Origin of the sequence: Thermoanaerobacter siderophilus SR4, assembly GCF_000262445.1 — a bacterium.
GTDB lineage: Bacteria > Bacillota > Thermoanaerobacteria > Thermoanaerobacterales > Thermoanaerobacteraceae > Thermoanaerobacter > Thermoanaerobacter ethanolicus.
Map to the genome: position 1 here is coordinate 1,863,752 of NZ_CM001486.1, position 17,442 is coordinate 1,881,193.

Annotated in this window: 15 protein-coding genes and 1 tRNA gene; 14 read left to right on the forward strand and 2 right to left on the reverse strand. The window is 34.7% G+C overall.

Annotated features, from left to right (window positions below):
- Positions 1-209: 209 nt before the first annotated feature.
- Together THESIDRAFT1_RS09135 and THESIDRAFT1_RS09140 are read left to right on the forward strand one after the other, a co-directional pair.
- Positions 210-284: transfer RNA gene (locus THESIDRAFT1_RS09135), tRNA-Pro, on the forward strand.
- A 210-nt stretch (positions 285-494) separates the two neighbouring features.
- Positions 495-1,412 carry a YncE family protein gene (locus tag THESIDRAFT1_RS09140; RefSeq protein WP_006570198.1) on the forward strand — a complete coding sequence of 306 codons (918 nt, stop codon included), beginning with the start codon at positions 495-497 and terminating at the stop codon, positions 1,410-1,412.
- On the opposite strand, the gene THESIDRAFT1_RS09145 is transcribed toward THESIDRAFT1_RS09140, so the two are convergent.
- Positions 1,399-1,914 carry a DUF4364 family protein gene (locus tag THESIDRAFT1_RS09145; protein ID WP_006570199.1) on the reverse strand — a complete coding sequence of 172 codons (516 nt, stop codon included), beginning with the start codon at positions 1,912-1,914 and terminating at the stop codon, positions 1,399-1,401. The two genes, THESIDRAFT1_RS09140 and THESIDRAFT1_RS09145, sit on opposite strands and share 14 nt — an antisense overlap.
- Positions 1,915-2,306: 392 nt before the next feature.
- Positions 2,307-2,606, reverse strand: a complete 300-nt coding sequence (locus tag THESIDRAFT1_RS09150; RefSeq protein ID WP_003870331.1) for an alpha/beta-type small acid-soluble spore protein — start codon at positions 2,604-2,606, stop codon at positions 2,307-2,309.
- 136 nt (positions 2,607-2,742) lie between these two features.
- Between THESIDRAFT1_RS09150 and THESIDRAFT1_RS09155 the strand changes: the two genes are divergently transcribed.
- From THESIDRAFT1_RS09155 to THESIDRAFT1_RS09210, 12 genes are all read left to right on the forward strand, one after another.
- Positions 2,743-3,432 carry a 4Fe-4S double cluster binding domain-containing protein gene (locus THESIDRAFT1_RS09155; RefSeq protein WP_006570200.1) on the forward strand — a complete coding sequence of 230 codons (690 nt, stop codon included), beginning with the start codon at positions 2,743-2,745 and terminating at the stop codon, positions 3,430-3,432.
- Between the two features lie 60 nt (positions 3,433-3,492).
- On the forward strand, positions 3,493-4,503 hold the full coding sequence (locus THESIDRAFT1_RS09160) for a LacI family DNA-binding transcriptional regulator (protein ID WP_004397117.1): 1,011 nt from the start codon (positions 3,493-3,495) through the stop codon (positions 4,501-4,503).
- 62 nt (positions 4,504-4,565) lie between these two features.
- Positions 4,566-6,893, forward strand: a complete 2,328-nt coding sequence (locus tag THESIDRAFT1_RS09165) for a kojibiose phosphorylase (protein WP_006570201.1) — start codon at positions 4,566-4,568, stop codon at positions 6,891-6,893.
- 143 nt (positions 6,894-7,036) lie between these two features.
- A complete protein-coding gene (locus THESIDRAFT1_RS09170) occupies positions 7,037-8,299 on the forward strand; it encodes an ABC transporter substrate-binding protein (protein ID WP_006570202.1) in 1,263 nt (420 codons plus the stop codon).
- A 75-nt stretch (positions 8,300-8,374) separates the two neighbouring features.
- A complete protein-coding gene (locus THESIDRAFT1_RS09175; protein ID WP_003870325.1) occupies positions 8,375-9,274 on the forward strand; it encodes a carbohydrate ABC transporter permease in 900 nt (299 codons plus the stop codon).
- A gap of 13 nt (positions 9,275-9,287) precedes the next feature.
- Positions 9,288-10,097 carry a carbohydrate ABC transporter permease gene (locus THESIDRAFT1_RS09180; RefSeq protein ID WP_006570203.1) on the forward strand — a complete coding sequence of 270 codons (810 nt, stop codon included), beginning with the start codon at positions 9,288-9,290 and terminating at the stop codon, positions 10,095-10,097.
- 21 nt (positions 10,098-10,118) lie between these two features.
- Positions 10,119-10,766: a beta-phosphoglucomutase gene (gene pgmB / locus THESIDRAFT1_RS09185; protein WP_003870323.1), complete on the forward strand. Its 648-nt coding sequence runs from the start codon at positions 10,119-10,121 to the stop codon at positions 10,764-10,766.
- Between the two features lie 121 nt (positions 10,767-10,887).
- Positions 10,888-11,901 (forward strand): LacI family DNA-binding transcriptional regulator, encoded by a 1,014-nt coding sequence (locus THESIDRAFT1_RS09190; protein WP_006570204.1) that lies wholly within the window; start codon positions 10,888-10,890, stop codon positions 11,899-11,901.
- A gap of 95 nt (positions 11,902-11,996) precedes the next feature.
- Entirely contained in the window at positions 11,997-12,851 is an 855-nt protein-coding gene (locus THESIDRAFT1_RS09195) for a carbohydrate ABC transporter permease (protein ID WP_006570205.1), read from the forward strand.
- A gap of 2 nt (positions 12,852-12,853) precedes the next feature.
- Entirely contained in the window at positions 12,854-13,684 is an 831-nt protein-coding gene (locus tag THESIDRAFT1_RS09200; protein ID WP_003870320.1) for a carbohydrate ABC transporter permease, read from the forward strand.
- 71 nt (positions 13,685-13,755) lie between these two features.
- Positions 13,756-15,000 (forward strand): sugar ABC transporter substrate-binding protein, encoded by a 1,245-nt coding sequence (locus THESIDRAFT1_RS09205; RefSeq protein ID WP_006570206.1) that lies wholly within the window; start codon positions 13,756-13,758, stop codon positions 14,998-15,000.
- 78 nt (positions 15,001-15,078) lie between these two features.
- The gene (locus THESIDRAFT1_RS09210) at positions 15,079-17,421 is read left to right on the forward strand and encodes a glycoside hydrolase family 65 protein (protein WP_006570207.1); all 2,343 of its coding nucleotides are present in this window, start codon (positions 15,079-15,081) and stop codon (positions 17,419-17,421) included.
- Positions 17,422-17,442: the final 21 nt, after the last annotated feature.

Consider the following 17,442-nt stretch of genomic DNA (forward strand, 5'->3'; position numbering starts at 1 on the left):
GATAGTTTTATTATACACTTAATTCATTTATCTGTCAATTGCAATTATAAAATTTAGAAATTCATTTTAGAGCCAAATTTCTCAGAAAGTTTGCTACTAATAAGGGTTTTTTGAAAAAAATAATTAAATAGTTTTGAGTTTGGGTAGGGCTATAACTTTATTTTGTTTATTGAAAAAAGGAAAGGAGTATGATAAAATGAATAATGTGTCGGGGCATGGCGCAGCGGTAGCGCGCGCGGTTCGGGACCGTGAGGTCGCAGGTTCAAATCCTGTTGCCCCGACCATTATTACAGCCATGTGGGTTTTAAGACTTATCAACAGGCTAAAAGAACAAGTGGTTGCAGGTATGATACAGGGCCACCTCGATGGTAAATTTGTAAAAATATTGAAAGACGCTCACAATTTAAGTGAGCGATTTTTTATGGAGTTATTGGTTTCTCAAATATATCCTCCTGCATATTATGGAATTATGCTAATATGTGGGGGGATGTGTTTTGTACATTTACATTGCCAATATGGGAGAAGATGTTATAGAGCGAGTTAATTTGGAGACAAATCATAGAGATTTTGCAAAGATTAAATCATATAACAATAAACATCTGCCCTTAAATGTCTATTCTAAATATTTATGTGGTCCTCATCGATTAATTTTAGATAAAGAAAGACAGAAACTGTATTCTTTAAATGCTTATGATAATTCAATTAGTATAATAAACCTAGAAGATTTTACTTCAGAAATTTCTCTGTATGTAGGTAATTATCCTAATAATGGCATTATGCATGGAGATTATATATTAGTGGTTAATGGGGACTCAGACTCTATAAGTATTTTTGATATTGGAGAGAAAAAAGTGATAGGGCAAGTTAAAGTAGGAAGTTTCCCCCAGGACATAATTTACAATGAAAAGTATGATTTGATTTTTGTGAGCAATATGAACTCCGATGAAATTTTATTAATCGACCCTTTTAGTTATAGGATTGTAGATTTTATTGGAACAGGGGCAAGACCTATAGGGATGACTTTCTCTGAAGATTGGGACTGTTTGTATGTAATAAACAGTTATTTTGAAACGGGGATAAATGGGAAAATTTCTGTGATAAACCTGCAAAGTTTTAAAGTGACTGGTGAGATAGAAGTGGGAAAAGTTCCTACAATGGTACGGAAAAAGGAAAACTTTTTGTATGTGCTTAATTCTTGCTCTAATACGCTATGCAAAATAGATTTATTTACAAAACAGAAAAAAGAAGTTTATTGCGGATATGCACCTGGGTATTTATGTATTTTAGATAAATATGCTTATGTTTCTTCTGCAGAAGAAAACAAAGTGAATATAATTGACATTGATGAAATGAGGGTAGTAAAGTTTATTGAAACAAGAAAAGAGCCCCAAGGCCTTGTTATTGACCCGTGAGGACTTTTATTATGTATGCATATACGTCTTGAGATTTTTGTTTCCAATTATCGCATATGAGTTTTGCCTGCTCGCTGTTTACTACATTTATATTTAGCTCAATCAAAACTATATCATTTTCTACGACTTTACAATTAGCTATATATTGATTTTCGCCTTTTTTGTAATAAGTGGCTATATATTGAGATTCCTGTTTTATTTTTTCTTTGTTTAAAAGGATGTATTCGTCTATTTTTTGCCGTGTTTCAAAGGGGATTCTTGTGAAAAATAGTTTTAAAATGTTTATACCTTCTTCAGTAATAAAATATTTTTCTTCTTCTAATTTTATAAAGCCAGTTTCTATTAATTCGTCAAGGTACTGTCTTAAATAGAAATAGTTCATAAGTTTGTTATCTAAGATAATTTTGCTTATTTGCTCGTCTGTAATAGGCATATTTATTCTGTTTAAGATGTATAGTATAATTAACTTGTTTTCTGCTAATTCTTGTATTTCGTACGCCAAGTTACCACCTCGCATTATTACTACATGTGGTATATTTAAATTAATTCTATCACAAAATATACAATAATAAAAGAGAGTATACGAAATACTCTCTCAGTTTGTTGACAAAGTTAAAAAATATTCAAAGGAGATATTTTGCATCGTCGCTCCGATGTTCCAAAGCGACAAAACTAAAGCTCGACCTTCGGGCTCCGGCAGGGTACCGGGCACAATCGGCCTCCTTGCCTCAGGTGCCCGCCTTCGCCATCCATGGCTTCGGCCCTGCCTCCACCCTCGGTCTTGCTAAGTTTTGTTACCGCTTTGTAACAAGTCGCTCCTTATGCAAAATATCTCCTTTACGAAAGTTTGTCTACAGTCTGAGAGAGTATACGAAATACTCTCTTTTTCTCTTTCTATCTTTGCATATATTCTGATTCACTTCCTGCAGCACCTTGTGGGCCACCCTGTGCAGGAGTAGAACCATATATACTGATGCCCCTTGCCATGGCAGATTCAGCAAAATGAACCATTCGTCTTAACATTTGTCCTCCTACTTTGCCGCAATCTCGGCTACTTACATATCCCCAATAATCTTCAGAACCTTGCTTAACTGGAAGGCCAAGCTCTGATGCGATTTCGTATTTCATATTATCAAGGGCTTTGTGAGCCTCTGGTACCATTTTTGGACGATCATTCCAACTACCTCTTGCCATTTAAATCCCTCCTTACTCTTTCTCATACTTAATTTGTGTAGGTGGATAAAAAATATACTTTGAAAAATTTTAAAAAATATATTTTATTGTGTTAAAATATTTATGTGCATAAATTTTACTAAAAGGGTTGATAAAGATGGAAAAACAAAGAATTTTAGAGCAAAAAATCAAAGAGTGGGGAGCGTCTTTAGTGGGTTTTTCAAATCTTACAGGTATCCTTCCCGATACTCTTTCAGATATTCCGTATGCCATTACAGTTGTAATAAAATTAGCAGATAGAATAGTGGATGAAATTGAGAATAAGCCGACTCACACTTATTATCACCATTACCGTTCTGTAAATACGCTAATTGACCAGATAACCTTAAAGACGGTTCTTCTTCTTGAAGAATGGGGCTATAAAGCATTAGCTGTTCCTGCATCTCAATCGATTGCTGATTTGGGAGAATACAGAGGACTTTTTCCACATAAAACTGCTGCTACAAGAGCAGGGCTTGGCTGGATAGGAAAGAATGGTCTTCTTGTGACTGAAAAATATGGTCCCAGGGTAAGGTTGGGGACTGTTCTTACTAACATGCTTTTTGAAACAGGAACCCCTATTACTGAAAGTAAATGTGGCAGCTGTAAATTATGTGTAGATGCCTGTCCTGCTATAGCACTTTATGGTACTTTATGGAAAGAAGGGATGCCGAGAGAAGAAATAGTTGATGCGAGAGCCTGTAGCGAATATATGAATAAAAATTTTAAACACATTGGAAGAGGCTATGTATGTGGTATTTGTATGAAAGTGTGTCCTTACGGAAAGAAAAAATCTGTTGACAGGTGAAAAGGTTTTTGATAAAATGAAATTGAACAACCAAAACGTTTTGGAAAAGGTGGATAGTAAATGGCGGTTACAATAAAGGATATAGCGAAATATGCGGGTGTATCTGTTACAACGGTTTCAAGAGCTTTAAACGGATATCCGGATGTAAGCGAAGAAACCCGTGAAAGAATTAAAAAAATAGCGGAACAACTTAATTATACTCCAAATTCTCTTGCAAGAGGGCTTGTTACAAATAAGACTCATACAGTTGGCTTGGTTGTTTCTGAATTAATAAAACCTGGGGCGTACCATCCTTTCTTCCTCGAAGTGCTTGCAGGTATAAAAGCAGGATTAAAGAAAGATAAATACGACCTTATACTTTTTACTGTAGACCCGGAAAGCCAAGATGCCACTTCCTATGAGAAGCTTTGCAATGACAGAAAAGTGGAAGGGGCTATTGTAGAAGGCTTAAGATTGAGTGATCCTTACATTAAAGAAATAAAGAAAACACAAATTCCCACTGTTTTGATTGATATACCAATACTGACTGATAAAGTGGGATATGTAAGTTCGGATAATGTTCAGGCGGCTTTTGAAGCTACAAGCTATCTTATAAAGTTAGGACATAGAAATATTGGATTTATAAATGGGCATGGTGATGCGGCTGTAAGTTTTGAAAGGTTAGAAGGTTATAAAAAAGCTCTTGAAAAAAATAATATACCTTACAAAGAGGAATATGTAGTTTTTGATGATTTTACTCAAGAAGGTGGATATAATTCTTTTAAGACGTTGGTTTTTGAACATCCGGAAATAACTGCTGTATTTCATGCTTCTGATTTGATGGCAATAGGGTCTTTCAAAGCAGCAAAAGACTTAGGAATGAAAGTGCCTGATGACATCTCTATTGTAGGTTTTGACGATATTGAACTTGCATCCCTTATTACTCCTGGACTTACTACTATAAGACAAGATACTTTTAAGATGGGATATAATGCAGCAAAACATCTTTTATCTATTATAAAAGGGGAAAAGCCTCAGCATATATTAATACCTCATAAGCTTGTAATTAGAGATTCAGCTAGAAAGATATAATTTTTTTAAAAAGTATCCAAAACGTTTCGGATAGAATTTTTGGTAAGGATGGAGGTATATAAGTGGTAAAGCACATGTTTTTAGAGGATGTAAACAATTTAATAAGTGATGACAAATGGCTTATTTTCCAAAATGAGTATAATACAGAGGTAAATCCTCGATATGAGACCCTTTTTACACTTACAAATGGTTACATGGGCGTAAGAGGTACTTTTGAGGAAGGAAGCGAGGGAGAAAGGTCGGGAAATTTTATTGCAGGAATTTTTGACAAGTCAGATGCGCAGGTTAGAGAAATAGTAAATGCTCAAAATTGGTTGAGAATAAAGTTGTATGTTGAAGGTGAAGAATTAAGTTTGGATAAATGCCAGTTGATAGAATTTAAAAGAATTCTTGATATGAAAAAAGGTATTCTATTTAGGAGTATGTTGATAAAAGACAGCAAAGATAGAATTACTCGAATTGAGGGATACAGGTTTATAAGCCGTAGCGACCTTCATCGTTCTGCAATTAAGCTATTTGTAACACCTGTAAATTACAGTGGTGTTGTAGGTATAGAGAGCATTATTGATGGGACTGTTTTAAATTCAGCAGATAGCCCAAAGTATAGAGTAAAGCATTTGAAAGTGGCTAACAATAGTAGTCTAAGTAAAAATGGAGTTTATCTTGAAACAGCAACTGTTGACGATGATACCCGCATAGCAACAGGTAGTACAGTGAGGATATATCATCATGAAGATGAAGAAAAAAATAACGTAGCTAAATTTAAAAGGTTTTTGCCTTTAGGTGAGAGAAGTATTGAGTACTTTGAGTTTGACGGTACAGAGAACAAAACAGTAGTAATTGACAAATTTGTAATAACTTATACCACCAGAGACGTAAGAAAAGACCTGTTAAAGACGACGGTGGAAAAAGAACTCTTTGCTTTTGCTGGAGAAGGTATTGACAAAGAGTTGCAGAGACATATTGAGGTATATGAAGAACTATGGTCTGTTGCAGATATAAATATTGAAGGGGATGAAGAAGCAGATAAAGCTTTGCGTTTTAATATTTTTCATCTCATGAGTTCTGTCAATGAAAATGACCCCCTGGTAAGTATTGCTGCGAAAGCTCTTCATGGTGAGGGATACAAAGGCCATGTATTTTGGGATACTGAGATATTTATGCTTCCCTTTTTCATATATGTGTATCCGCAGGCAGCTAGAACACTTTTGATGTACAGGTACAATATGCTTGATGCAGCAAGAAAAAATGCGACTTTAAATGGATATAAAGGAGCACAATATCCTTGGGAATCTGCAGACACAGGAGAGGAAGAGACACCTAAATGGGGATTTGATTACAAAGGAAACCCTGTAAGGATATGGACAGGAGATTTAGAGCATCATATAACTGCTGATATAGCTTTTGCAGTGTGGGAGTATTTTAGAGCGACAGAGGATATTGAGTTTATGTTGAATTATGGTGCAGAAATCATTTTTGAGACTGCAAGGTTTTGGGTATCTAGATGTGAATATGTAAAAGAATTAGATAGGTATGAAATAAACAATGTCATAGGTCCTGACGAATTTCATGAACATGTTGATAATAATGCTTATACTAATTACCTTGCAAAATGGAATATTAAAAAGGGACTTGAACTAATCAATATGTTAAAAGAAAAATACCACGAACATTATCATGCTATATCAAACAAGATATGTTTGACAAACGAGGAAATAGAAAAGTGGAAAAAAGTTGAAGAAAAAATATATATACCTTATGAGAAAAGCAAAAAGCTCATTGAACAATTTGAAGGCTATTTTGATAAAAAAGATTATGTCATTGATAAATTTGATGAAAACAATATGCCTATATGGCCTGAAGGTGTTGATATAACAAAATTAGGTGATACACAGCTTATTAAACAGGCTGACGTTGTTATGTTAATGCTTTTGTTAGGCGAGGAATTTGACGAAGAGACGAAAAGAATCAATTACGAATATTATGAAAAGCGGACTATGCACAAGTCTTCTTTAGGTCCAAGTATGTATGCCATTATGGGTTTAAAAGTTGGGGACCACAAAAACGCGTACCAATCTTTTATGAGAAGTGCCAACGTTGACCTTGTGGACAATCAGGGTAACACTAAAGAAGGTTTGCATGCTGCATCTGCTGGTGGTACATGGCAAGTAGCTGTTTTTGGATTTGGCGGAATGGAAATTGACAAAGAAGAGATATTAAATATAAATCCGTGGCTGCCAGAAAAATGGGACAAACTTTCCTATAAAGTATTCTGGAAAGGCAATTTAATTGAGGTAATTGTTACAAAAGAGGATGTGTCAGTAAAAAAATTAGAAGGAAAAGGAAATATAAAAGTAAAGGTAAAAGGGAAAGAGATTACGTTACAATAGTCAAAAAGGTACAGGCAGGTGGTAACCTGCTATACCTTAAAATAAATTGATTAAGTTTTAAGGGGGGATAAGTGAAGTTGAAGTAAAATTTTAAGTCCTCAATCAGATATTTTACTATAAAATTATGAAAGGGGAAAGTGGTAATGAGTAAAAAACTTTTAAGCATCTTTGTTTTGACGATCTTTGTATTAGCTACTGTTTTAGCTGGTTGTTCATCCAGTAAAAATAATACCTCCAGTGCCAATGAGACAAATACACAAAAACAAGAGACGGTGAAACCAGTTACTATAAAATTAGGTATGTGGTCTTCATCTCCAGCAGAAAAGAAGATAGTGGATGACCAAATAGCTAAGTTTAAAGAAAAATATCCAAATATAGATGTGCAAATTGAGACAATTGTGGGAGATTACATGCAAAAATTACAAACAGAACTGGCGTCAAATACAGCACCAGACATATTCTATCTTGACAGCATGCCTGCACCACAGCTTATGTCTTCAGGAGTTTTAGAGCCATTAGATGATTATATTAAGAAATACAATGTGGATGTAAATGATTTCGAACCTGCTTTGCTTTCCGCTTTTCAGTGGGAAGGAAAAACTTATGGTTTGCCAAAGGATTTCAATACTCTAGCTTTGTTTTACAACAAAGACATGTTTAAAGCGGCTGGAATAAATGAGTCTCCAAAAACATGGGAGGAATTAAGAGATGTAGCTAAAAAGTTGACAAAAGACGGTGTCAAAGGTTTGGTTTTATCAGCAGACCTTGCAAGATTTGATGCTTTTATAAATCAAAATGGCGGTTCAGTATATCAAGATGGAAAAGTTACTTTAAATCTGCCAGAGAATGCACAAGCTCTTGATTTTTATGTAGGCCTCATTACAAAAGACAAAGTTGCTGACACACCACAAAACATGGGAGAAGGCTGGAATGGAGATGCTTTTGCTGCTAAAAAAGCTGCAATGGCAATAGAAGGTGGCTGGATGATACCATTCCTCAAAGAAAAAGCTCCTGATTTAAACTATGGTATAGCAGAGCTTCCAGCAGGAAAGCAAAAATCTACAATGGCTTTCACTGTTGCATATGTGATGAATAAAAACAGCCAACATAAAGATGAAGCATTTAAGCTTATTGAATTTTTAACCGGTAAAGAAGGACAGCAATTTGTAGTAGATTCAGGTCTTGCACTTCCATCGAGAAAGTCTATGCAAGAAGGATTTAAGGAGAAATATCCTGAAAGAGCTGCCTTTGTAGATGGTGCTTCCTATGCAGTACCATGGCAGTTTGGCTTGTATGGCACAAAGGTAGTAGATGCGGCTAATAAAGCCTGTGAAGCATTAATAATGAAGCAAATAAGTAGTGCTCAACAAGCTCTTGACAATGCACAAAAGGAAGTTGGACAATAATTTAAACAAGCAGCACCTTACTAAAATAAGGTGCTGCAATTATGATTTTTTAAGGTTGAAGGGAAGGATGTATTTATGGAAGCTAAAATGACTATGAAAAAGAGGTATTTATACGAAGCTTTGTCAGGGTATGCTTTTGTGTTACCTTTTATTGCTTCAATATCTATTTTTTTGATAGGACCATTAATTTATGCTTTTATTATAAGTTTTAAAGAATTTTCTTTTTTAAATCCTGAAGCAAGCCGATGGGTTGGATTTGCAAATTATATAAAGTTATTTAGCGACCCGACATTTAAAAGGGCTCTTTTAAATACAACACTTTATTCTTTAGGAGTAGTGCCAACACAGCTAATTATTGCCTTAATACTAGCATTAATTGTAAATTCGAATATTAAAGGTAAAACATTTTTTAGAGTTGCCTATTATATACCAACTGTTACATCCACAGTTGCAGTTTCTGTAATATTTTTATATCTATTTAAAGCAGATGGTTTAGTTAATGCTTTGTTAGCTAAATTTGGCATACAAGGACCTGCTTGGTTTAATGATGTAAGGTTTGCGCTTCCTTCTATCATGATGATGGCGATATGGTCTTCTGTAGGTAATTACATGGTGATTTTTCTTGCTGGATTACAGGATATACCATCAGAATTGTACGAGGCGGCGGAAGTAGATGGAGCTAATAAATTTCAAAGGTTTTTCAAAATTACCCTTCCAATGTTGAGGCCAATAGTGTTTTTTAATCTAGTAATGTCATTAATTGGTACTTTTCAGGTTTTTGACCAAGCCTATGTAGTATCGCAAGGGACTGGTGGGCCTCTTGATGCTACAATGACAGTCGTGCTGGATATATATAGGACAGGCTTTAGAGATTTTAACATGGGTTACGCTTCAGCTATGGCTTTTGCATTATTTGTAATAATCTTGATATTGACTCTTATACAGCGAAAGCTTTTCAAAGAAGAAACCTATTAGGAGGTGGCAATAGATGAAAAAGGTGTTGCGGCTTTTATTTTATATCGTTGTAGTAGGATATGCAGTAATTACACTTGGTCCTTTTATATGGTCTATAATAACATCTCTAAAACCCACCAGTGAATTAAATACTTTTGCTGTAAATACAAAACATTTAACTTTAGATAACTATAAAATGATAATTACAAAATTTTCTTTTTTAAGGTGGTTTATAAATAGTGCTATAGTTGCAGCTATAGTGACGTTTGGCAATATACTGTTTAATTCTATGGCAGGGTATGCACTTGCAAGAATAAATTTTCCTGGAAGAAATTTATTGTTTATGGTTGTGCTTGCTCTCATGATGGTACCAGGACAGGTAGTGATGGTGCCAACTTATATCCTTCTCAGCAAATTAGGCTGGGTGAACACTTACATGGGCCTTACAATTCCATTTTTGACTAGTAATTTTGGAATATTTTTAATGAGGCAATTTTTCTTATCTCTTCCCAAAGAGTTAGAAGAAGCAGCTACAATTGACGGTTTGTCACGATTTGGGATTTTCTTTAAAATAGTTTTGCCTTTGTCTAAACCTGCTCTTGCAACTCAATTCATTTTTATGTTTACTGGCAATTGGAATAGTTTCTTGTGGCCTAGCCTCTTGACGTCTAGTGATGATATGTATACACTGCCGGTAGGACTTAATTCCTTTTACGGCCAATACTATCAATTTTGGAATCAGGTAATGGCAGGAGCTATACTTTTGACGTTACCTACTATATTGATATTCTTAATATTCCAGAGATATTTTGTAAAAGGAATATCTACAACGGGATTAAAATAAACGTTACGAAGGAGGAATAAAATGGCAAGATATCGTGGAGTAATTTTTGATTTAGATGGTGTTATTACAGATACTGCAAGGTATCACTATTTAGCATGGAAAAAACTTGCTGATGAGTTAGGGATATATTTTGATGAAGTTATCAACGAGAGGTTAAAAGGTGTAAGCCGCCTACAATCTTTAGAGATAATTTTAGAGAAAAGTGATAAAAAATATTCTCAAGAAGAAAAAGAATATTATGCAAATAAAAAGAATGAGTACTATAAAGAGATGATAAAGAGAATTACACCTGAGGATTTATTGCCTGGAGTGGAGAGATTCATTGAAGAGCTTAAAAAACGAGGTATTAAAATAGCAATTGCATCTGTCAGCAAAAATGCTTTTACTGTTGTTGAAAATTTAAAAATAAGAGATCAGTTTGACTATATAGTGGATGCAAATGAAATTAAGCATGGAAAACCTGACCCTGAGATATTTTTAAATGCAGCGAAGCATCTTGGGATTCCTCCGGAGAAGTGCATTGGAATAGAAGATTCGGCTGCGGGAATTACTGCAATAAAAAAAGCAGGAATGTTTGCAGTAGGAGTGGGCAATCCTGAAACAGTAAAAGAAGCAGACTTAATTTTAAAGGATTTAAGTGAAGCAGATAAAATATTAGAATTGCTGTAGTGTGGAAATATTCCCCTGTGTTTTGGGGAATATTTTTTATAAAAAACTCTTGCATTTTTAAAAGAATCGTAATATAATGTAACTGTAAGCGGTTACAGTAAATTAAGAAAAGGGTGTCAAAATGGCGACAATAGACGATGTGGCAAAATTAGCAGGTGTTTCTATTGCAACTGTTTCGAGAGTTTTTAATAATAGCCCTTTAGTAAGTGAAAAAGCAAGGCAAAAAGTTTTAAAAGCTGCAGAAGAGTTGGGATATAAACCCAGTATGCCAGCCAGAAGCCTGGCGATGAAGAAAACAAACACTATAGGGCTAATTGTGCCTGATATATCAAACCCTTACTATGCAGAAGTAGTAAGAGGTATTGAAGATGTCTGCAATATTTATAAATACAATATTACTTTGTGCAATGCAGACAATAAAAGAGAAAAAGAATTTCAATATATAGAAATGCTAAAAAATCGGTGGGTTGATGGAATAATATTTCACTGTGACTATTTTTCTGAAGAGCATTATGAAGTCTTTAAAAATGACAATATAAAGGTGGTACTTGCAGGAAGAACAACAAAGTTTGATGTGCCTTATGTAGGGATTGATAATTTTAAAGCGGCTTATGATGCAGTGAATTATTTGATATCATTAGGCCACAAGAGGATTGGAATTATTCATGGCCCTCTTGATGACATGAAAGAGACAATAGATAGCGTAGACAGGCTAAAAGGGTATAAGCAAGCTCTTATTGATAATGGCTTACCAATTTATGATAAATTTATTAAAGAAGCAAATTTTAAGTATAAAGGCGGATATAATGCGGCGATGGAAATGCTAAAAGGCGAAATGAGACCTACTGCTATTTTTGCGATAAGTGATATTATGGCAATGGGAGCAATAAATGCGGTGTTTGACAGCGGGCTTTCCTGTCCTGAAGATGTATCAGTAATGGGTTTTGATAATATTGACTTGTCAGAAGCAACAAGGCCTTCTCTCACTACTGTATCACAGCCTATGTATGAAATAGGGGCTGTTGCAGCTAGAATGCTTATAAAAATGTTAAATGGGGAAGAAATTGATGATTATCAAATAATTTTAAAACACAAAATTGTAGTAAGAAATTCTTGTAAATTTCCAAAAGAATAATCTTTGTTTTATTTTTTAAATTGTAAGCGCTTACAGTTTTAACATGAAAAGCGAAGCGCAGTGAAGATTTTAAGCTTACGAAAGGAGAATATGGCATGTCTTATGTAAACTTCGTAAAGAAATACAAACTTGAAATTGCCATGGTTTTACCATTACTATTATATATTTTAGGTTTTACTGTATACCCTATCATTCAAACTATTACTTTAAGCTTTCAGGATCAGTATACTAAAGCATTCACATTGGCAAATTATAAAGAGATTATAGGTAAAACAGAATTTAAAAATGCTTTTTTCAATACCATAGCTCTTACATTTATAAGCCTCACTTTGGAAATGACTGCAGGCCTCGTCATTGCGCTTATTTTAAAAAGGAATTTTAAAGGGAAAGGGCTTTTGAGGTCTTTGATGTTGGTTCCTATGGGAGTTCCTACACTTGTATCAGGTGTCGCTATGACATATATTTTCGGATTAAATGGTTATTTTAATGAACTTTTAGAAAAATTACACTTAATTAAGCTTCCTGTAGATTGGGCGAGTGGTGGTTTTAAGACATTGCTTATGGTTTCTGTAGCTGATATATGGAAAGTTACCCCACTGGTCATACTATTGCTTTTGGCTGGTCTTGAAAGTATACCAGATGAAGTTTATGAAGCTTCCAATATTGACGGGGCAACTGCGTGGCAAACTTTTAAATATGTGACATTGCCACTTTTAAAGCCCTCTATAACGATGGCCTTGATATTAAGAGCGATAGATGCTTTTAGAATATTTGAACTTGTACTTGTTCTTGCAGGCCGTGCTACTCCTGTTATTTCTACCTTTGCGTATGATGAGTATAATAATTATGCAAATGCCTATACATCTGCGGCAGCATCTACAATATTGCTCCTAATAATAGCAGTATTTATAGTAAGCTACTTAAAAATAGCTGGTACTAAGGAGGAATAATGATGAGGAAAATAGATATTAGTGAAAAAATTTCAAATACAGCGTATATTCCAATAGCTATAATAGCGGCAATATTGATGATTATACCAGTATATATACTTTTTATAACTTCTTTTGCAGTGCCAAGTGATATATTAAAACCTCATCCAGACTTTTTCATCACTCGCTTTACTTTGGACCATTGGAAAGACGTATTTCTTTCAGGAAATATATGGCCTCCTTTTAAGAAAAGTTTTGTAGTGGCAACAATGACTACTATCATCGCAATTATAATAGCTGCTCCAGCGGCTTATGTTATAGCGAGGATGCCATCGAAAATAAAATACGCAGTAGTATTATCACTGTTTTTTACAAGGATGTTTCCTGATGTAGGTATTGCTCTTCCGATAGCAGTTGAGTTTATAAAATTAAATTTAATGGACACTTATTTAGGATTAGTTATGGCACACCTTATTGTAAATTTACCTTTTGCAGCATGGATATTGGTTGGAACTTTTGAGACAATACCAAAGGACTTAGAAGAAGCTGCATTGGTTGATGGAACAAGTAAATTGACGGCATTGATGAGGATTATAATGCCAATTGCACTTCCTGGCATAGCTGTTACTGCTATATTTGTGTGGCTGAATTCCTGGAATGAATTTACTTATGCTCTTTACTTGACTATTTCAGACAGGACTTTGCCTCTTCAAACTTACTATTATGTTCAAAGAGGAGGAATTTTTGATTCTGCCACATATGCGGCAATACTCACAATCCCTGTAATGCTTGTGACATTCTTCTTACAAAAGTACATGAAGAGTGGTTATCTTGCAGGGGCTGTTAAAGGTTAGCATATACGTATCCGAATTTTTCGGATACTGTATATATAAAAAATTAAATTTTAAGGAGGTTTTCTGAAGTTATGAGGAAGTTTTATGCTAAGGTAATAGCAGTATTAGTGATTCTCTCCCTTTTGGGTACCCTTATCGCAGGATGCGGGAGTAAAAATGTGTCAGATGCTAGGAAAAAAGTCTTGAAAGTTTCAATGGGACTTGGAGAAGCAGAATGGAAAGTGATGAAGGAAGATATTTTCCCACCATTTGAGCAAAAGTATGGTGTAAAAATTGAGCCTCTTCAAATTGAAGCAGGAGACCTTATTAAAAAGTTAGATGCTATGCACAAAGCAAATGCGATGGATATAGATATTATAACTCAAGATAACATGCAACTTGCTCCGCTTGTGGCAAAAGGGCTTGTGGAAGATTTGTCTCAGTATAGAGACATGATACCAAAGGAAGTAATACCAAGTCTTGTGCCAGTAGGAGAGTTTGATGGAAAGTTGTACTTTATGCCGTATAGACCAAATGTAGAAATAGCTTTCTACAACGAAGATAAATTCAACGAATACGGTTTAAAACTTCCTACAAATTGGGATGAGCTTTTGCAGGTTGCAAAGACTTTTAAAGAAAAAGAGGGCATAGGCAGAGTTATAATTAAAGAAAATTTAGGGCCTGACAGCACAGTTCAAATGTTTGACCTTATAAGGTCTGCTGGTGGTGACCCAACAGTATTGAATGATGAAGGTTCAATAAAAGCATTTACATTCTTGAAAGAATTACAGCCATACCTCTCTCCTGACTCAAAGAAAGCTGACTGGAATACACCTGTAGAATATCTCGCAAAAGATAGTGTATATTTGGTTGAAAATTGGCCTTACACTGCAAACGTTCTTGTAGAGCAGTATGGTAAAAAGAACATTTTGGCATATCACGGTTGGGCAGGTCCGGTTAAAGAGTCCCACGTTTTGGGAGGAGAAGTTATAGGAATACCAACTGGTGCACCTAATAAAGAGATGGCTATAAAGTTTATGGAATACCTTATGAGTAAAGAAGTTCAAGAGAAACTTGTCACTAAATTAGGATGGCCATCAATGAGAAGCGATGCTTATGGTAAGGTTGCAGATTGGCAGAAACCATATTTTGAAGCTATAAATGAGGCATTAAAACATGCAGAACCAAGGCCAAACCTTGTATACTGGGCTGATGTGGACAAAGCTATAAATGGAGCATTGAGAGAAATAATATTTGAAGGCAAAGATATCAAGACAACTCTTGATAAATATCACAACATGATAGAAGAAGCTAAGAAAGCTGCAGAAAGCAAGTAAATGTTTTAAATTGTTTTTAGTCGGAAACGACTTTGTTTCCGACTAAAATTTTGAATAAAGTAAGAGTGGAGGATGGATATGGCCAACAAAACGAAGAAACCAATTTACCCTTTTGAAGATTGGGTTATAAGAGAGACGCAGTTTAGTATAGACACTAACTACAGAAATGAAACTATTTTTGCTTTAGCAAATGGATATATTGGAATGAGAGGAACTTTTGAAGAAGGATATTCAGGGCCTAAAAATACCTCTTTTAATGGGACGTATATCAATGGATTTTATGAAATACACGATATAGTTTACCCTGAAGGGGGATATGGTTTTGCAAAAATAGGGCAGACGATGTTAAATGTGGCTGATAGTAAAATAATAAAATTATATGTAGATGGGGAAAAGTTTGATTTGTTACAAGGGAAAATCCTCTTTTATGAGAGAGTACTTGACATGAAGAAAGGTTTTGTAGAAAGAAAAGTAAAATGGGAATCCCCTACAGGAAAAATTTTAGAGGTAAAAATAAAGAGAATTGTATCATTAAATAGACAACATTTAGCGGCGATTTCTTTTACTGTGGAACCTGTAAATTTTACCGGAAAAATTAGATTTGTTTCCGCTATTGACGGAAATGTTTCAAATATAAATGATAGTGAAGATGTAAGAGTAGGGTCAAATTTAAAAGGAAAGGTTTTAAAGACTATAGATAAAAGTGTAGAGGGTTTAAAAGGGTGGATTGTTCAAAAGACGCAAAAGAGTAATTTCTCCTATGTTTGCGCGATAGACAATGTATTAGTGGGAGATAGTAAATATGAAGTCTCAAATAGTTTAGAAGAAGATGGAGTAAAAGTAATTGTAGATCTAGAGGCTGAAAAAGGCACCTCATACACATTGAATAAATTTATTTCCTATTACACTTCAAAGGATTTTGATGAAAATAAATTAGTTGTTCTTGCTTTAGAAGAAATAGAAAAAGCCAAAAATGACGGCTTTGAAACGATAGAAAAAGAGCAGGAAGAATTTTTGAATTCTTTTTGGAAAGATGCTGATGTAATCATAGAAGGAGATAAAGCTCTGCAGCAAGGCATACGCTTTAATGAATTTCATCTACTTCAATCTGTCGGAAGAGATGGAAAGACAAATATTGCAGCAAAAGGGCTGACTGGAGAAGGTTATGAAGGCCATTATTTTTGGGATTCTGATATCTATATAATGCCTTTCTTTCTTTATACAAAGCCTGAAATTGCAAAAGCTTTGGTAATGTACAGGTATAATCTTTTGGATGCAGCAAGATCCAGGGCAAAGGAATTAGGTCACAAAGGAGCTTTGTATCCTTGGAGAACGATAGATGGTCCTGAATGTTCTGCTTACTTTCCAGCTGGTACGGCACAGTATCACATAAATGCTGATATAGTTTATGCTTTGAAAAGATATGTAGAAGCGACGAATGACGTGGATTTTCTTTATGACTATGGCTGTGAAATAGTGTTTGAGACAGCAAGGTTTTGGGAAGATTTAGGGGCGTATATTCCTCTTAAAGACAATAAATTTTGCATAAACTGTGTAACTGGTCCAGATGAGTACACTGCATTGGTTGATAATAACGCCTATACTAATTACATGGCAAAGATGAATTTGGAATACGCTTATGATATTGCAAATAAAATGAAAAAAGAAGTGCCTGAGAAATACCAAAAAATTGCTTCTAAGTTAAATCTAAAAGATCAAGAAATTAATGCGTGGAAAAAAGCTGCTGACAATATGTACCTTCCTTATTCAAAAGAACTTGATATTATACCACAGGATGACAGCTTTTTGTATAAAGAAAGGATAACAGTGGATGAAATACCACAAGATCAATTTCCACTTTTGTTGCACTGGCATTACCTAAATATTTACAGATATCAAATATGTAAACAGCCTGATGTGTTGCTTTTGATGTTTTTACAGAGAGAAAAATTTACTAAAGATGAACTTAAAAAGAATTACGATTATTATGAACCTATTACCACTCACGACTCCTCCTTGTCGCCAGCTATATTTAGCATACTAGCCAATGAAATAGGATATACTGACAAAGCTTATAAATACTTTATGATGACTGCAAGAATGGATTTGGACGACTACAATGACAATGTTAAGGACGGAATTCATGCTGCTTCTATGGCGGGAACATGGAGCGCAGTTGTGAATGGCTTTGGTGGAATGAGGGTTTATACAAATGAACTGCATTTTGAACCGAGATTGCCAAAAGAATGGAATTTGCTCTCTTTTAATGTGAGATACAAAGGTAGAAAAATAAATGTCAAATTAACCAAAGAAAATGTTGTGTTTGTACTATTAGAAGGAGAGCCTATAGAAATCTACTACTTTGACGAAAAAATTTTACTTGAAAAAGGAGAAAATAAAGTAGAAAGTCGCAAAAATTAAAGAAGTATGGAGCCAATCGGC

Bases quoted from the DNA above. Each gene is read 5' to 3' on its own strand.
- THESIDRAFT1_RS09150 (WP_003870331.1), bottom strand. From the start codon at position 2,606: ATGGCAAGAGGTAGTTGGAATGATCGTCCAAAAATGGTACCAGAGGCT.
- THESIDRAFT1_RS09155 (WP_006570200.1), top strand. From the start codon at position 2,743: ATGGAAAAACAAAGAATTTTAGAGCAAAAAATCAAAGAGTGGGGAGCG.
- THESIDRAFT1_RS09160 (WP_004397117.1), top strand. From the start codon at position 3,493: ATGGCGGTTACAATAAAGGATATAGCGAAATATGCGGGTGTATCTGTT.
- THESIDRAFT1_RS09170 (WP_006570202.1), top strand. From the start codon at position 7,037: ATGAGTAAAAAACTTTTAAGCATCTTTGTTTTGACGATCTTTGTATTA.
- THESIDRAFT1_RS09175 (WP_003870325.1), top strand. From the start codon at position 8,375: ATGGAAGCTAAAATGACTATGAAAAAGAGGTATTTATACGAAGCTTTG.
- THESIDRAFT1_RS09180 (WP_006570203.1), top strand. From the start codon at position 9,288: ATGAAAAAGGTGTTGCGGCTTTTATTTTATATCGTTGTAGTAGGATAT.
- pgmB (WP_003870323.1), top strand. From the start codon at position 10,119: ATGGCAAGATATCGTGGAGTAATTTTTGATTTAGATGGTGTTATTACA.
- THESIDRAFT1_RS09190 (WP_006570204.1), top strand. From the start codon at position 10,888: ATGGCGACAATAGACGATGTGGCAAAATTAGCAGGTGTTTCTATTGCA.
- THESIDRAFT1_RS09195 (WP_006570205.1), top strand. From the start codon at position 11,997: ATGTCTTATGTAAACTTCGTAAAGAAATACAAACTTGAAATTGCCATG.
- THESIDRAFT1_RS09200 (WP_003870320.1), top strand. From the start codon at position 12,854: ATGAGGAAAATAGATATTAGTGAAAAAATTTCAAATACAGCGTATATT.
- THESIDRAFT1_RS09205 (WP_006570206.1), top strand. From the start codon at position 13,756: ATGAGGAAGTTTTATGCTAAGGTAATAGCAGTATTAGTGATTCTCTCC.
- THESIDRAFT1_RS09210 (WP_006570207.1), top strand. From the start codon at position 15,079: ATGGCCAACAAAACGAAGAAACCAATTTACCCTTTTGAAGATTGGGTT.